The following is a 15,463-nucleotide window of genomic DNA, read 5'->3' as shown; positions in this document are numbered from 1 at the left end:
ATTATTGATTACTCGTCGCTCACTACGCGTGAGTTATCCGGTATTGTCAGTTCTTCGGTTAGTGCTGGTGTTGCGATCAGGTAACCGATCCACATTAATGCTAAACAACCAAGAATCACATAGCCTACCGCTGATTGAGCGACAACGGCAAATGCTGCAACTAGCGCACTGGCTAGACTACTAATACCAATCTGTAAGCTATTTTGCAGACCTGCCGCAGTTGCTGAACAATGTGGTGCGCTTGATAGTGCACGGTTAACCACAATTGGATACAGTGCCCCATTAGCGACTGCAAGTAAGCAGAATGGCGCTAGAATTGGCCATACGCTGGTTAGCTCCCACTGACACGCAGCAAATACCAACAGTATAGCGACCGTCTCTAGTCCTAGTAGCTGTTTCAGAACCGCGTCATCACCTAATTTAGCCACCAATTTCTTGCCCATGTAGCCACCGAGCATAAATGCGATGGTTTGTGGAATGAAGCTCAAACCAATGTCTTTTGCCGAATAGCCCAGCTGGCTCATAATCTCTGGCATACCAGTTAGGTAGGCGAAGAACGCTGCAGAAGCGACTGAGAACAACATCACGTTGCCCACATACTCACGTGACCCCAATAGACTCTTAAGATCAGCACCAACAGATGATTGTTTATGCTCTGCTTTTTTATGATCTTTCATCGATAAGGTGATCATGGCTAGTAGAGCGCCAGTGATCGCCAGTACGACAAAGATACTATGCCATCCCCATAATTCAGTTAATAACACGCCAAGTTGAGGCGCTAGTGCCGGAGACAGGGCGACGAGAGGCATAATAGTGGCAAATATCTGCTGGCTTGTTTTTTTATCGAATTTGTCGATCACCATAGACTGCCAAATCACAGCTGGCGCACAGACACCAATAGCTTGTAGCATGCGCAGTGCCAGCAGGTGCCATACTTCTTGGCTCCAAGCTAAGCCTACCGAGGCAATCGTAAAGATAACGAGTCCTGCAAATAGGGTTTTACGGTGTCCAAAACGGTCACTGGCTAGTCCCCATAGGAACTGACCCAGCCCCATACCGACTAAAAAGACCGTCAATGACAGAGCAATCTGTTCTGGTCCAGTCGCAAAATCTTGCTCAATGAGTTTAAACGCAGGCAAATACATATCGGTAGCTATGAAGCCCAACATGGATAAGGTCGCAAGATAGATGAGTTGTAGTTTAGTTATTTTCATTGTTATTCCTTGAAATATTTTCACAGGAATGAATTGGCGCCAGCTCATACTGCTGATGGTGTGTATTCTATTTTTGGATCTTAGAAAAATAAAACGCTATATTTTGTAGTTATCTATCAAAAAATTTGAAAGCTAAAGTATGTATTCTCGCTCATCATTAGAAATGCTAGATGTGGTTGCTCGATTAGGAAGCTTTAGCGCTGCCGCTGAGGTATTGCATAAAGTGCCTTCTGCGATTAGCTACAGTGTGCGACAGATTGAACAAGAACTCGGGGTAAAACTGTTTACTCGGCTACCAAGAAAGGTTGAGTTAACCTCGGCCGGTGAAGTCTTCATGGTGGAAGCTCGGCAAATGCTGCGCAAAATGGATGAACTTACTCACCAGGCACGACGTACAGCTCTAGGGTGGCAAAGTAGCTTAAAGCTGACCTTAGATAATGTGGTTAGAGTAGATAAGCTGTCTGACCTGATTGAAGATTTCTATCAAGAGTTTGAGTTTGCTGAGCTGCAGATCAATATGGAGGTCTATAACGGCTCTTGGGAAGCTATTTCCCAGCAACGAGCGGACATTGTGATTGGCGCGACGAGTGCGATTCCTGTCAGTGGTGAATACGGCGTTAAGAAAATAGGCAGCCTAGACTGGGCTTTGGTTATGTCGCCCTCGCATCCATGTGCTCATCAGGCGCAATTGGATGAAGATTTTGTCAGTCAATTTACCGCCATTTGTATTGATGACACGTCGCGAGTATTACCTAAGCGTCACAATGAGCACTACCCGCAACAGCGGCGGTTATTGCTACCTAATTGGTTTACTGCCATCGAGTGTTTGAAAAAGAACGTAGGCATTGGTTACATGCCAAGGCACATTGCTCAGCCACTTATCGACTACGGCATGCTGGTGGAGCGAACTCTCGAAGATGCTCAAGCGCCAAGTGAGTGTTGCTTGGTGTGGAGAAAGCACGATAATCATAATCTATTGGATTGGATGGTAGAGTACTTAGGGGATGAAGCTCAGCTGTATCGCGATTGGTTGAAATAAAAATGGGAAGCAGCCACTTCCCATTTTCTGATTAAGATAAAAAGAACTTATAAGATGGATTATCGGTCTCGTCTTTGCACTGGTAGCCCAGTTCTCTCAGATGAGCCGAGAACTCATTCAAATCACTGTCTTCTAATTCAAAACCACATAAAACTCGACCGTAATCTGCGCCTTGGTTACGATAATTGAATAAGCTGATATTCCAATGCGTCCCTAACGTGCTTAAGAACTTAAGTAGCGCTCCTGGATACTCTGGGAATTCAAAACTATATAGGCGTTCTTTAAGCTGTTTTGACGGTCTGCCACCAATCATATAGCGAATGTGCAGTTTTGCCATTTCATCGTCAGAGAGGTCAACCACAGGGTAGCCACTCGCTCTGAGATCACTAATGATGCCATCCAATTCTTCTTGACCACCTACGAGACGCACACCGACGAAAATGTTGGCCAATTTGTCATCGTTGTATCGGTAGTTAAACTCAGTAACCGCTCGGCCACCAATAATATTGCAGAACTCGAAGAAGGCGCCTTGGCGCTCTGGAATGGTCACCGCTAGTATACCCTCACGTTTTTCACCGAGTTCACAACGTTCAGAGACATAACGTAAGCCATGGAAATTGGTATTAGCACCCGAAAGCACTGTGCCTAGATGCTTACCTTGCAAGTGATTTTGCTCAGCAAACTTTTTCAGACCAGCAAGTGCCAGTGCACCTGATGGCTCGGCAATAGCGCGAGTATCTTCAAAGATGTCTTTCACTGCGGCACAGATTTCATCGCTAGAAACCGTAATGTGGCCATCAATATATTTCTGGCACAGTCGGAAGGTTTCATTACCAATGATTTTAACCGCAACACCGTCTGCAAACATACTGACCTGATCGAGTACTACAGGTTCTCCAGCATCCATCGCAGCTTTAAGACAGGCAGAATCTTCCGGTTCAACAGCAATGACTTTTATCTCAGGCATCAGTTGTTTGACCAAGACCGCAACACCCGCAGCTAGACCACCACCGCCAACAGGAACGAAAATATAGTCGAGGTGACCATTTTGCTGCAGCATTTCCATACCAATGGTGCCTTGCCCCGCAATCACCAATGGATGATCGAAAGGCGGCACAAAGGTGTAGCCATGTTCTTCTGACAGACGCTGTGCTTCGGCTTTGGCTTCATCAAAATTACTGCCATGCAGAACGACGTTACCACCAAAGCTACGAACCGCTTCAACCTTGATATCAGGGGTGGTTTTAGGCATCACAATGGTGGTATTGATGCCCAGTTTCGTGCCAGATAGTGCCATGCCTTGAGCATGGTTACCCGCTGAGGCGGCAATCACACCTGCACGTTTTTGCTCATCAGTTAGATTAGCCACCATGTTGTAGGCGCCGCGCAACTTGAACGAGTGCACAGGCTGGCGATCTTCACGCTTGATTTGAACCTGGTTGCCGATGCGTGCTGCCAATCTTGGCATTTCTTGAAGTGGCGTTACGGTCGCCACTTCATAAACTGGTGCTCTGAGTATCTGGCGCAGATAATCTGCGCCAGACTCAGGATGATTATCTGCTGCACTCATTGTTGTTAGCCCTCGAGTTTCGACTTATCGCGCACCGCACCTTTGTCTGCACTGGTTGCAAGGTTAGCGTAAGCTTTAAGTGCTAAAGAGACCGTACGTTCGCGATCAGCAGGTTTCCAGCCCAACTGGTCTTGCTCTGCGCGTCGAGTAGCAAGCTCAGATTCAGCGACATCCAATGTGATGCTGCGTGACGGGATATCAATGCTAATAGTGTCGCCGTCTTTGACAAGTCCAATAGTACCGCCATTTGCCGCTTCCGGAGAGGCGTGACCGATAGATAGGCCAGAAGTACCGCCAGAGAATCGACCGTCAGTAAGAAGTGCACACTCTTTACCAAGGCCCATCGATTTTAGGTATGTGGTTGGGTACAACATTTCTTGCATACCCGGACCGCCTTTTGGTCCTTCGTAGCGAATAACCACAACATCGCCTGCTTTTACTTTACCACCCAAAATGCCATCAACCGCATCTTCTTGGCTTTCAAAAACAACAGCAGGGCCTTGGAATACTAGGCTGCCTTCATCTACACCAGCTGTTTTAACAATACAGCCATCTAGAGCAATATTACCTTTCAGCACTGCGAGACCACCATCTTGGCTATAGGCGTTGTCTTTTGTGCGAATACAGCCATTCTCACGATCATCATCTAAGGTATCCCAGCGACAATCTTGAGAGAACGCTTGAGTGGTGCGAATACCAGCAGGACCTGCGCGATAGAACGACTTAATTTCCTCGGAATCCGTCAACATGATGTCGTATTGATTGAGTTGTTCTTCCATCGTAAGGCCAAGAACAGTCTTAGTTTGGCTATTAAGCAAGCCTGCGCGATTTAGTTCACCCAGAATACCGATAACCCCACCAGCACGGTGTACATCTTCCATGTGATACTTAGGTGTGGAAGGTGCCACTTTACACAGGTTAGGGACGCGGCGAGACATTTGGTCGATATCTTCCATATCGAAATCCACTTCACCTTCTTGAGCGGCTGCTAATAGGTGAAGCACTGTATTGGTTGAGCCCCCCATAGCGATATCAAGCGCCATCGCGTTCTCAAAAGCATCTTTGGTGGCGATGTTGCGTGGAAGGGCTGTCGCGTCATCTTGCTCGTAGTAGCGCTTAGTTAGGTCAACGATACGTTTACCAGCATTTTTGAACAGCACCTCACGGTCTGCGTGAGTTGCAAGTAGTGAACCATTACCTGGTTGCGAAAGACCTAAAGCTTCTGTTAAACAGTTCATCGAGTTAGCAGTGAACATGCCCGAGCAAGATCCACAAGTTGGACATGCTGAACGTTCAACTTGCTCGCTTTGTTCGTCAGAAACCGTAGGATCGGCACCTTGGATCATGGCATCAACCAGATCGAGTTTGATGATCTGATCAGAAAGCTTAGTTTTACCAGCCTCCATTGGGCCACCAGAAACGAAGATCACTGGAATATTTAGGCGCATTGAAGCCATCAGCATTCCCGGAGTGATCTTATCGCAGTTGGAGATACACACCATGGCGTCTGCACAGTGAGCGTTGACCATATACTCTACAGAGTCGGCAATGAGCTCACGTGAAGGCAGTGAGTACAACATACCGCCGTGACCCATTGCGATGCCATCATCAACAGCAATGGTATTGAATTCTTTGGCAATACCGCCCGCTTCTTCAATTTCTTTGGCGACTAGTTGGCCAAGGTCTTTAAGGTGAACGTGTCCCGGTACAAATTGAGTAAACGAGTTTACAACAGCAATAATTGGCTTACCGAAGTCTTCTTCTTTGACTCCAGTTGCACGCCAAAGTGCACGAGCACCAGCCATGTTGCGACCATGAGTTGTGGTGGCTGATCTGTATTTAGGCATTGTACTTCTTCCTTATTTTGCTGATGCTGGTTTCTGTTCTGGGTATACGTAATCTAGCCAGCCCCACTTATCTTCAGTGGTGCCATTGAATAGGCCAAAATACGCATCTTGCATAACTTTGGTAATTGGACCGCGTTTACCTGTACCAACATCGATTTTATCAATGCTGCGTACCGGAACGATTTCAGCAGCGGTACCGGTCATAAATACTTCGTCTGCTAGGTAAAGTGCTTCACGAGCAATGTTAGCTTCACGAACGTCGTAGCCCATATCTTTCGCAATCGTCATTATTGAGTCGCGAGTGATACCTGGTAGGATCGCGCTGGTTGCTGGTGGTGTCGTGATGACGCCATCTTTGACTACGAAAATGTTCTCACCAGCGCCTTCTGATAGATAACCATCGACACTGAGAGCAATACCTTCGTCATAACCGTGACGACGTGCTTCACCGCCAACAAGCAATGAAGAAAGATAGTTACCACCAGCTTTTGCTGCAGTTGGAATGGTATTTGGCGCGGCGCGGTTCCAACTTGATATCATTGCGTCTACACCGTTTGCTAGTGCTTCTTCACCTAGGTAAGAACCCCAAGGGAAAGCAGCAATGATGAGCTCCATTTGCGTGCCTTCTGGAGGGCAAACACCTAGACCAACGTTACCGACAAAACCTAATGGACGAATATAAGCGGATTCAAGCTTATTTTGGCGTAGTGTCTCACGGGTTGCTTCCATGATTTCTTCCTCAGTATAAGGAATTGGGAAGCGATAAATCTTAGCGGAATCTTTAAGACGCTTGGCGTGCTCAGGGTGACGGAAAACCACAGGACCGTTAGGTGTGTTATAACAACGAACCCCTTCAAAAACAGAAGTACCATAATGCATTGCGTGAGTTAAGACGTGAACGTTCGCCTCAGCCCATGGAACCATCTCACCATTAAACCAAATAAAATCTGCTGTACTTTTAGCCATTTAGCATTCCTTCCTTATGCACTTTGTTCTTGTAGGTTGTGATTGGTCAGTTCGTTGTGTTTAAGCTCTGTCACCTCGATGGTACGAATATCCCAAAGCTTCTCAATCTGATTGATCAAGGTCGTGATAGGGCGATCGCTATCAACAATGATCTCAACACTGGCAATCTTACTTTCATGGTTTTGTGTTGCAGCCACTTGTTTAATGATAAAGCCACGGTGGCGAATAACGCGTAACACGCGCTCTAGCAAGACAGGTTTGTCATCGGCTTTGATGTCTAATAAGTATCTGTCCATTAGGTATTCTCCAACATGTCACTATTTGAGGCACCTGGCGGAACCAAAGGCCATACATTTTCTTCTTCATCTATCAACACGTGAAGCATGTACGAGGTCTTGCTCTCTAGCATTTCTTTGAGCGCAGGCTCGACTTCTTCTTTACGAGTAATGGTTTTGCCTGGGATATCGAATGCTTTAGCAAGCATGACAAAGTCAGGATTATCATCCAAAATCGTTTCACTGTGTCGACCATCAAAAAACAGTGATTGCCACTGTCTAACCATACCAAGACGTTGGTTATTTAACAGCACAATTTTGACGGGTATTTGACGGCGCTTCAGTGTGCCTAGTTCTTGAACATTCATCATGAATGAACCGTCACCAGTAATTAGAATTGATTGGTCGTCAGGGCGACCAACTGCTGCTCCCATTGCTGCTGGAAGACCAAAGCCCATAGTGCCGAGACCAGCCGAAGTAATAAAATTCTCAGGCAATCTAGGCTGGATATGTTGTGCTGCCCACATCTGGTGTTGGCCAACGTCCGTTGAGATAATCGAAGACTCAGGCATCATGTCTGATAGCTGTTTAAGGAGCAGTGGAGCAAAAATTAAATCTCCTGGATGGTCATAGCGCCATTTAAAACCACTGCGTAAGCTCTCGCTGTGATGTACCCAAGGAGCAATATCTTTTGACAGTTCAAGCTGTGGCAAGATGACGTTTATGTCACCACGTAATGCAGCATGAGCTTGTCTGAGCTTGTTAAATTCCGCAGCATCAATATCGATATGAATCACTTTTGCATGAGGAGCAAAGGTATCCAGTTTTCCGGTCACGCGGTCATCAAAACGAGCACCAACCACGATTAAAAGGTCACATTCTTGAACGACTAAGTTTGCGGCCTTGGTACCGTGCATGCCCAACATTCCCAAGTAGTGTGGGTCATGTCTCTCAATAGTACCTAAGCCTTTTAGTGTGCTGACACTTGGCATAGGGTTGAGGCGTAAAAACTCACGTACAGACTCTGTGGCATCGGCAAGTTGCACACCACCACCTACATACAAAACTGGGCGAGAGCTTTGATCAAGCAGTTGCTGTGCTAACTGGACTTGCTCTGACGAAGCAACAGGGATCGCTGGTGGCGTAAACGGGGGAAGGACATCAACCGGAGCATTAGCAAGTTGGACATCTTTAGCAATATCGACAATAACAGGGCCAGGTCTGCCTGTTTTAGCAACTTCAAATGCCTCGGCAAGAATTGGAGCTAACTCTTCAATATCCGTGACCAGATAGCTATGTTTCGTGCATGAGAGAGACATACCAATCACATCCATTTCTTGGAATGCATCAGTACCGATATGGGAGCTGGCAACTTGACCAGTGATAGCTACGAGAGGGATCGAATCGAGAAAAGCGTCGGCGAGGCCGGTTACGAGATTGGTGGCGCCGGGGCCGGAGGTGGCCATACAAACAGCAACGTCTTTGGTGGCTCTTGCCAGTCCGATGGCTGCCATTGCAGCGCCTTGTTCGTGTCGGCAGAGGATATGTTCTACACCACCATCATACAGAGCATCGTAGATTGGCATGATGGCTCCACCAGGATAGCCAAATACCGTTTCAATGCCTTGCTGTCTCAATGCGGCTACAACTAATTCAGCACCTGTCATTATAGCCTCCTTGGGTGTCACGCTTGCTGTCGTGACTGTTTGTCGTTCGATTGCACATTGTGTGCTCCATTTCTTCCTGTCATATCCACCGAGAGGGTTTCTATGAGTGATCACTATCAAATTTATATTTTGAGTTTGTAAAAAAACCCCCGGACTTTTCAGTGCGGGGGTTTTTTGAATCTCGTGGTTATTTTCCGCCCACATGCCCCCGTGCGGTACCAATCAGGACCACAATAATCAGGCTAATCAGAGTGTGAGAGTGAGCGTTAAAAGTCATTATCTTGTTTCTAAATCGTTGTGTTGTTTCTAACGAAAATGTTTGCGTCACTAGTGGTATCACAAATTTCTGTTACCTGACAAGCAAAAAATCATACTTTTTTCACATTTACTCAGCATTAAATATGGCTGTATAACATGGGGTATATATAAAACTCTGGATTTTAACCATCTAAGTGAGAGAAATTGGAAGGAAAAAGGGATTTCATGGGATTATCGATTATTTATAGTCGAGCGAGCGTTGGTGTTGAAGCTCCTTTGGTTACGGTTGAAGTCCACATCAGTAATGGTATGCCCGGTTTTACACTGGTAGGACTTCCAGAGACGACAGTTAAGGAATCTAAAGATCGAGTACGTAGTGCCATCATCAATTCACGATTTGAGTTTCCGGCGAAGAGAATCACGGTGAACCTCGCTCCTGCGGATCTGCCTAAAGAGGGGGGGCGATTTGATCTTCCTATTGCGTTAGGTATTTTGGCGGCGTCTGATCAGTTACCTCACGATAAGCTACTCTCACATGAATTTGTTGGCGAGCTAGCGCTTTCTGGAGAGCTAAGAGTCGTCAAAGGTGTTTTACCTGCTGCACTCGCCGCTAACAAAAGCCGTCGATGCTTAGTGGTGCCAGAAGGTAATGGTAATCAGGCGGCGTTGGTTGGCCGAGAGCACCATAGATCAGCATCAGGTCTACTCGATGTCTGTGCGTATTTGATGGGCCAACAAGCTTTATCCCTATATACCGACACTAAACAGATAAAGATGGTGCCGAAAACACGCGATTTACAGGATATCATCGGCCAACAACAGGGAAAGCGAGCTTTAGAGATTGCCGCAGCCGGAAATCACAACCTACTCTTTCTCGGTCCTCCTGGAACCGGAAAAACCATGTTGGCCTCACGGCTTTGCGACCTATTACCTGAAATGAGCGAACAAGAAGCGATGGAAACTGCCTCGGTCGCGTCGTTGACGCAGCAAGAAATCAATGAAGACAATTGGAAAACGCGGCCTTTTCGTGCCCCTCATCATTCGAGTTCTATGGCTGCATTAGTTGGCGGAGGTTCGATACCAAGACCAGGAGAAATTTCTCTGGCACATAATGGGTTACTATTCCTCGACGAAATGCCTGAATTTGAAAGAAAAGTCTTGGACTCACTTCGAGAGCCGCTTGAGTCAGGCGAAATTATTATTTCTCGAGCCCAAGGGAAAACCCGTTTTCCAGCTCGATTCCAACTCGTCGGCGCATTGAACCCGAGTCCTACTGGGTACTATGAAGGCAATCAGTCACGTACCAATCCTCAGCTAATTCTACGCTACCTCAGTCGATTATCGGGGCCTTTGCTCGACCGATTTGATATGTCGATTGAAATACCTTCATTACCCAAAGGCACATTGTCTGAAGGGGGAGAGCGAGGGGAGTCAACTCAAGTCGTGCGTCAGCGTGTTCATCGAGCGCGTGATGTGATGTTAAGTCGCAATGGTAAGGTGAATGCACTCCTTCACAGCGGTGAAATCGAGGACTATTGTCGCTTAAAGAAAACAGATGCAGAGTTTCTTGAGAATGCTCTACACCGTTTAGGGCTCTCTGTTCGCGCCTATCATCGAATTATCAAAGTAGCACGTACTATTGCTGATCTTGGCGGTGAGGATGATATTCAAAGAGAACATTTAGCTGAAGCGTTAGGATATCGCGCTATAGATAGGTTACTAAAACAATTGACTGCGCAAGCGGTTTAGAAGGCGAAGTTCATACCGACGGAGGTTATCCAATCGGCGGACTCATAAAAGGCGATGGAAGAATCTGTCGCGTTGTATCCTGATAGGGATATTAAAGATAATGCATCAATATTCCATAAAGAGAGGTATTCATAAGCCAGAAATGCACTGTATTTTTCATCGATACGATGATTCTGATCGAAAATGACATTCTCGCCACGATATTCATGATTCATATAGCTCATGGTCGCGGCAATGCTGTGTTGCTGGTAGGTGAATAGGGCAGTAAGTTCACTGCCAGCCCCTTGGTTTCTGACGGCTTGACCTTTAGCATCATCAACCACATAAATCACCGATGGAAACAACAGCCAGTGATTATTAACCGCTAACGTGTAGGAGCCTTTTGCATAGTAGAGATGGCTATTCCTATCATAATCTGAGTCAAGATTAAGGTTTTTTGCCGAAAGCTCTTCATCAACAACTCGGGTACCGTATGCCAAATCTAGGGTAAACAGTGAGCCTGCGATGTTCTCCATTTGAAAACGATAAGCATCGCCTGTTGCTTCCGCTGCTTGCAGTTGTTCGGCGCCGACGTATGGATTGTTCCAAATCGGTTCTCCGAGGACGGTCGGTAAGTAAGAAATACTCCATATAGAACCATCGTTTTGTTGTTGTCTATAACCGCCTTCTAATACAAAGGTTCCGACGGCAATATCGTTACGGGAAGTTCCAATGAACCATTGTTTATTGCTTTGCGATCCAAACGTGTAATTGACTACACCTAATGGCATCCAAAACTCATCGTATGTTTCTTGAGAGGCGCTGATTTTGGGATCGGTACTGGCGACCAAATTGGATTTTTCTCCTACCAGTGTATTGCTGATTGATATTTCACCACTAAAGCCTTTACTCTGAGCTAGTGAAGCGACAGATAGAGAGCTGTAGGTCGCAGTAAATGCTATAAGCGAAAGCAAGAAGTATCGAATAGCCATGACATATCCATAAATCAGTAGGTTGTGGGTAAAGAGGTTATTTCCTTATAAACTTGGCGGGTACTGTAGCGATAAAAAATGGCTTAGCAAAATGCTTCGCTAAGCCACGTATAATGGAAGGTAATGGGTGTGCCTATGACCTATTAGAATTTCCAGTTTAGGCCAACTGCGGTGATCCAGTCTTTTTCATCGTAGAAGTCGATGTTGGAATCGCTATTAGTCGCACCGGCAAAGGCAACAAGCGATAAGTTATCGGAGTAGAAAATTCCCGGATACTCATATGCTAGGAAAGCCTTCCATTCATCATCGCCACGAGTTTTGTCATAGATTGGATTTGCTGCATCGTAATCACGTTTTAAATAGCCTAACGTCAGTGCTAATTTGTGATTTCCAAACGACATGAAAGAGGATAACTCTGCACCATAAGTATTGTGTTTCATTGCATTGCCATCCGCATCCTGCTGGGTGTAAATCAGAGCGGGATAGAGTAATACTTGTTGGCTCACAGGTAACATCATTTTGAACTTACCATAGAGGATATCAGCATTACGACTTAGGAGTTGTGCTTCCTGTGGAGATAAGGCAGGTACTCCTGTACCAGAGCGCTCCTCATCCAGTTCACGTTTGCCATAGGCAAGGTCCAAGCTGAATAACGATCCGGCAATATTGTCTAGTTGTAGACGGTACGCGTTGCCTTTTTCTTTGGTAGTATTGCGAGTATCTGTCGTATAGGGATCTTGCCAGACTTCACCCTCTAGAATGGTTGGCAAGAAAGAAACACTCACTTTGGTTTTATCGCGAAATAGGTATTTGTAACCCGCCTCAAGTGCTACCGTACCAACGGCAATATCGGCTCGTGATGTACCTAAAAACAATTGATGGTTTGATTGCGCTCCAAAGGTATATTGAAGACTACCGAGGGGAAGTACTAATGCGCCGCTGTCTTCTTGTTGACTACCAGTGTAGTTGCGAAATTCATCGTCGGTATTAGTAAGATTCGATGTTTTGCTTGCGTAAGCCGCGTTTAATGCAACTTCACCGCTAAAACCATTGCTTTCTCCCAACTTAGCCACTGCTACCTGCGAGACAAGACCAAGGGACACTGCCAAGACACTCCATGCCTGTTTCATAACTGATCCTTATCATGTTCTGATTATTTTGGTAACGATTGTAATTATATGTTTATGCTATGTTATTAGTTCAGAATAAGCTCGTTTTTTTTGAGTTACAACACAAATCAGACCAATGATAAAATCATTGCACAAGGCAGTACGCCTTGTACAATTAACCGCCATAAAATTGTCACAAACGAATCATAGATAGTTGGTTATGCTTGGATACCTACTTTTTATTATTAGTGCCTCTCTGGTCATCATTAATACGGCATTTTGTTCGATTCCTATACTTGGGTTTGGATTGATCAAATTTCTAATTCCGATCAAGTCTCTACAGCGATTGTGTACGTCTTTAGCTAATCGCTTTATGTGGTTATGGGCGACGGTGAATCACGGTATTCTTCATTTGGTCAATCCCAAGGTGGTATGGGACATTGAAGGGCTAGAATCACTGCGAAAAGATGGTTGGTATTTGATGATCAGTAACCACCTAAGCTGGACTGACATTGTTGTGCTCTGCAGCGTGTTTAAAGATCGCATTCCAATGCCTAAGTTTTTTCTGAAACAACAGCTTTTGTATGTCCCTTTTGTCGGCATGGCTTGTTGGGCGCTAGATATGCCGTTTATGAAGCGTTATTCACGTGAGTATTTGCTTCGTCACCCAGAAAAGCGAGGACAAGATCTCGCGACGACTCGCCGTTCATGTGCAAAGTTTAAAGATACCCCAACGACAGTGGTGAATTATGTAGAAGGAACGCGCTTTACTGCCGATAAGCAGAAGAAAAGTAGCGCGGGTTACAACTATCTATTACAACCTAAATCCGGTGGCATTGCTTATACATTGGCTGCGATGGGTGACCAGTTTGAGAATATTATTGATGTCACTCTGGCGTATCCGGAAAATACGGATGAGCCTTTTAAAGCGGTATTAAAGGGTGATATGAAAAAAATCGTTGTAAAGGTTCGTATTTTGCCTGTAGATGAGAAAATTCTAGGTGATTACTTCAACGATAAGCCTTACAAGCGAGAGTTCCAAAAGTGGTTAGGTGAGGTTTGGAAGGACAAGGACCAAGTACTCGATGATATCCACACCAAATAAAAAAACCGAGCTCATATGGGCTCGGTTTTTTACATTTTAGAGCGGCTTATTTCTTCAATAGGAAGTTTACCAGCTCAAAGTACTCATCCAATGACTGAATGCCACCAGCTTCGACTAGGTACTTGTTATTGACGATGACAGCAGGGACACCAGAAAGTCCGCTGTCTTTAAACTGCTTATCAAAACGACGCACCATAGAGTCAACAGCAAAGCCGTTAAATGCGGCATCAAATTTCTTCGCGTCCACACCTTCATCTAAGAAGATTTGACGTAGTTCTTCGTCATTGCGAGGCGGTTTGTTCATGTTATGGATACGGTTAAACATCACAGGAACCATCTTGTCTTCAATCTTTAACGCCACCATAGTCGCGTAGGCTTTGCTCATTGAAAGGCCCATGTTGCCACCCATAAAAGAAACGTGGTTCTTCTGGAACTTAGCGTCTGCTGGAATCTTTTTCTTAAGCTGTGCAATGATAGGCTCGAAACTGTTGCAGTGTGGGCAGTAGAACGAGAAGAACTCTGTTACCACAGGCTTAGAGGATTTTTCTAAGTCTAGAACTTTATAGTGAGTACCTTCTTGAAATTGTGCTGCACTTACTCCCAGGCTGACTAGAAGCGTCGCAAATAATGCGATGATTTTTTTCATTATTTTCTCCATGTGTAAAACCAAATCCTTATCAGGAATGGGGATAGTTTGTCACCACTGCGGTTGTAATGAAAGTGGCTTTTCATTCAGCGCGGCAATCTGTTCTTTAAAACCGAGCACTTGTCCTTCCCAGTATTTGGCATCATTGAACCAGGGAAAGGCTTGTGGGAATGCAGGATCATGCCAGCGTTTTGCCAACCAGGCCATGTAGTGCACCATACGTAGACCACGTAAAGGCTCAATTAGTTTCAATTGATCGTTAGGCAGGTCACCAAATTCTTGATATCCCTCCAACAGAACATCAAGTTGCATCATTTTGTCTTGTCGATCGCCATTGAGCAACATCCATAAATCCTGAATAGCAGGCCCATTACGAGCATCGTCTAGGTCCACAAACATCGGACCGTCACGCCAAAGAATGTTGCCCGGGTGGCAGTCGCCATGCAGACGAATGGTTTCACTCGGTTGCCAATGCGCTTCAATTTGCGAGATCAGTAAATCTAAGTCGCTGAAAAATGCATTTTCTAAGTGCGCAGGGATGAATGTAGATGACTGAAGCAGCTTTCTTGGCTGATATACGTACTCTTCCAGACCAATTGTCGGACGATGGATGAAGTTCTTTTGAGCTCCTACCTGATGGATACGGCCCATAAATCGACCCACCCATTCTAGTTGCTCTAGATTATCAACCTCGAACTGGCGACCACCTTCACTATTAAACAGAGTGAACAGATAACCTTGATACTCATGAATAGTCTCTCCGTTAATCGATAGAGGCGCTGCAATAGGTACTTCGTTTTCCACCAATTCATTGGAAAAGTCGTGCTCTTCTTGGATTTGCTCACGGCTCCAACGTTGCGGTCTATAGAACTTGACCACAAAGCGTTTTCTATCTTCATCAGTAAATTGATAGACGCGGTTTTCGTAACTGTTAAGAGCAAGCAAGCCGGATTCTGCTCGAACACCGATGCTTTCTAAGGCATACCACATGAAATCAGGAGTGAGGGCATCAAAGTTAAAGGCTTTATCTGTCATGTATAAAATAAA

13 protein-coding genes are annotated in these 15,463 nt (G+C 45.5%); 3 read left to right on the top strand and 10 right to left on the bottom strand.

Going from position 1 to position 15,463, the window contains the following annotated elements:
• Window positions 1-8: 8 nt before the first annotated feature.
• The gene (gene punC, locus JKJ11_RS16690) at window positions 9-1,262 is read right to left on the bottom strand and encodes a purine nucleoside transporter PunC (RefSeq protein ID WP_252038585.1); all 1,254 of its coding nucleotides are present in this window, start codon (window positions 1,260-1,262) and stop codon (window positions 9-11) included.
• A gap of 91 nt (window positions 1,263-1,353) precedes the next feature.
• On the opposite strand from punC, the gene punR reads away from it, so the two are divergent.
• Window positions 1,354-2,253, top strand: coding sequence for a DNA-binding transcriptional activator PunR (gene punR, locus JKJ11_RS16685; protein WP_252038583.1), 900 nt, complete (start codon window positions 1,354-1,356; stop codon window positions 2,251-2,253).
• Between the two features lie 31 nt (window positions 2,254-2,284).
• On the opposite strand, the gene ilvA is transcribed toward punR, so the two are convergent.
• The 5 genes from ilvA to ilvG are packed head-to-tail and all read right to left on the bottom strand — an operon-like array spanning window position 2,285 to window position 8,578.
• Window positions 2,285-3,823: a threonine ammonia-lyase, biosynthetic gene (ilvA, locus tag JKJ11_RS16680; RefSeq protein WP_252038582.1), complete on the bottom strand. Its 1,539-nt coding sequence runs from the start codon at window positions 3,821-3,823 to the stop codon at window positions 2,285-2,287.
• Between the two features lie 5 nt (window positions 3,824-3,828).
• Window positions 3,829-5,670 carry a dihydroxy-acid dehydratase gene (gene ilvD / locus JKJ11_RS16675; RefSeq protein ID WP_198558507.1) on the bottom strand — a complete coding sequence of 614 codons (1,842 nt, stop codon included), beginning with the start codon at window positions 5,668-5,670 and terminating at the stop codon, window positions 3,829-3,831.
• A 12-nt stretch (window positions 5,671-5,682) separates the two neighbouring features.
• Window positions 5,683-6,636, bottom strand: coding sequence for a branched-chain amino acid transaminase (locus JKJ11_RS16670; protein ID WP_006073040.1), 954 nt, complete (start codon window positions 6,634-6,636; stop codon window positions 5,683-5,685).
• 14 nt (window positions 6,637-6,650) lie between these two features.
• Window positions 6,651-6,932, bottom strand: a complete 282-nt coding sequence (gene ilvM / locus JKJ11_RS16665) for an acetolactate synthase 2 small subunit (RefSeq protein WP_006073039.1) — start codon at window positions 6,930-6,932, stop codon at window positions 6,651-6,653.
• Window positions 6,932-8,578 (bottom strand): acetolactate synthase 2 catalytic subunit, encoded by a 1,647-nt coding sequence (ilvG, locus tag JKJ11_RS16660; RefSeq protein ID WP_252038580.1) that lies wholly within the window; start codon window positions 8,576-8,578, stop codon window positions 6,932-6,934. The genes ilvM and ilvG overlap by 1 nt, the downstream gene beginning before the upstream one ends.
• Before the next feature lie 483 nt (window positions 8,579-9,061).
• Between ilvG and JKJ11_RS16655 the strand changes: the two genes are divergently transcribed.
• Window positions 9,062-10,585: a YifB family Mg chelatase-like AAA ATPase gene (locus JKJ11_RS16655; RefSeq protein ID WP_252038578.1), complete on the top strand. Its 1,524-nt coding sequence runs from the start codon at window positions 9,062-9,064 to the stop codon at window positions 10,583-10,585.
• Here JKJ11_RS16655 and JKJ11_RS16650 read toward each other — a convergent pair.
• Entirely contained in the window at window positions 10,582-11,556 is a 975-nt protein-coding gene (locus JKJ11_RS16650) for a DUF2860 family protein (protein WP_252038576.1), read from the bottom strand. The genes JKJ11_RS16655 and JKJ11_RS16650 overlap by 4 nt on opposite strands.
• 143 nt (window positions 11,557-11,699) lie before the next feature.
• A complete protein-coding gene (locus tag JKJ11_RS16645; protein WP_252038575.1) occupies window positions 11,700-12,686 on the bottom strand; it encodes a DUF2860 domain-containing protein in 987 nt (328 codons plus the stop codon).
• Between the two features lie 199 nt (window positions 12,687-12,885).
• On the opposite strand from JKJ11_RS16645, the gene yihG reads away from it, so the two are divergent.
• Complete coding sequence (gene yihG / locus JKJ11_RS16640; RefSeq protein ID WP_006073014.1) at window positions 12,886-13,770, top strand: 1-acylglycerol-3-phosphate O-acyltransferase, YihG family; 885 nt, start codon at window positions 12,886-12,888, stop codon at window positions 13,768-13,770.
• A 46-nt stretch (window positions 13,771-13,816) separates the two neighbouring features.
• On the opposite strand, the gene JKJ11_RS16635 is transcribed toward yihG, so the two are convergent.
• Together JKJ11_RS16635 and JKJ11_RS16630 are read right to left on the bottom strand one after the other, a co-directional pair.
• Window positions 13,817-14,416, bottom strand: coding sequence for a thiol:disulfide interchange protein DsbA/DsbL (locus tag JKJ11_RS16635; protein ID WP_031493306.1), 600 nt, complete (start codon window positions 14,414-14,416; stop codon window positions 13,817-13,819).
• A 51-nt stretch (window positions 14,417-14,467) separates the two neighbouring features.
• Window positions 14,468-15,451: a serine/threonine protein kinase gene (locus tag JKJ11_RS16630; protein ID WP_198558518.1), complete on the bottom strand. Its 984-nt coding sequence runs from the start codon at window positions 15,449-15,451 to the stop codon at window positions 14,468-14,470.
• Window positions 15,452-15,463 lie beyond the last annotated feature (12 nt).

Origin of the sequence: Vibrio sp. SCSIO 43133, from assembly GCF_023716845.1 — a bacterium.
GTDB classification, from domain to species: Bacteria; Pseudomonadota; Gammaproteobacteria; order Enterobacterales; family Vibrionaceae; genus Vibrio; species Vibrio mediterranei.
The sequence above is the reverse complement of the archived record's forward strand: the minus strand, read 5'-3'. Positions and strand labels throughout refer to the sequence as shown.

What these genes read in the sequence shown, in the direction of transcription:
- punC (WP_252038585.1), bottom strand. Translation starts at nt 1,262, where the DNA reads ATGAGCTGGCGCCAATTCATTCCTGTGAAAATATTTCAAGGAATAACA.
- punR (WP_252038583.1), top strand. Translation starts at nt 1,354, where the DNA reads ATGTATTCTCGCTCATCATTAGAAATGCTAGATGTGGTTGCTCGATTA.
- ilvA (WP_252038582.1), bottom strand. Translation starts at nt 3,823, where the DNA reads ATGAGTGCAGCAGATAATCATCCTGAGTCTGGCGCAGATTATCTGCGC.
- ilvD (WP_198558507.1), bottom strand. Translation starts at nt 5,670, where the DNA reads ATGCCTAAATACAGATCAGCCACCACAACTCATGGTCGCAACATGGCT.
- JKJ11_RS16670 (WP_006073040.1), bottom strand. Translation starts at nt 6,636, where the DNA reads ATGGCTAAAAGTACAGCAGATTTTATTTGGTTTAATGGTGAGATGGTT.
- ilvM (WP_006073039.1), bottom strand. Translation starts at nt 6,932, where the DNA reads ATGGACAGATACTTATTAGACATCAAAGCCGATGACAAACCTGTCTTG.
- ilvG (WP_252038580.1), bottom strand. Translation starts at nt 8,578, where the DNA reads ATGACAGGTGCTGAATTAGTTGTAGCCGCATTGAGACAGCAAGGCATT.
- JKJ11_RS16655 (WP_252038578.1), top strand. Translation starts at nt 9,062, where the DNA reads ATGGGATTATCGATTATTTATAGTCGAGCGAGCGTTGGTGTTGAAGCT.
- JKJ11_RS16650 (WP_252038576.1), bottom strand. Translation starts at nt 11,556, where the DNA reads ATGGCTATTCGATACTTCTTGCTTTCGCTTATAGCATTTACTGCGACC.
- JKJ11_RS16645 (WP_252038575.1), bottom strand. Translation starts at nt 12,686, where the DNA reads ATGAAACAGGCATGGAGTGTCTTGGCAGTGTCCCTTGGTCTTGTCTCG.
- yihG (WP_006073014.1), top strand. Translation starts at nt 12,886, where the DNA reads ATGCTTGGATACCTACTTTTTATTATTAGTGCCTCTCTGGTCATCATT.
- JKJ11_RS16635 (WP_031493306.1), bottom strand. Translation starts at nt 14,416, where the DNA reads ATGAAAAAAATCATCGCATTATTTGCGACGCTTCTAGTCAGCCTGGGA.
- JKJ11_RS16630 (WP_198558518.1), bottom strand. Translation starts at nt 15,451, where the DNA reads ATGACAGATAAAGCCTTTAACTTTGATGCCCTCACTCCTGATTTCATG.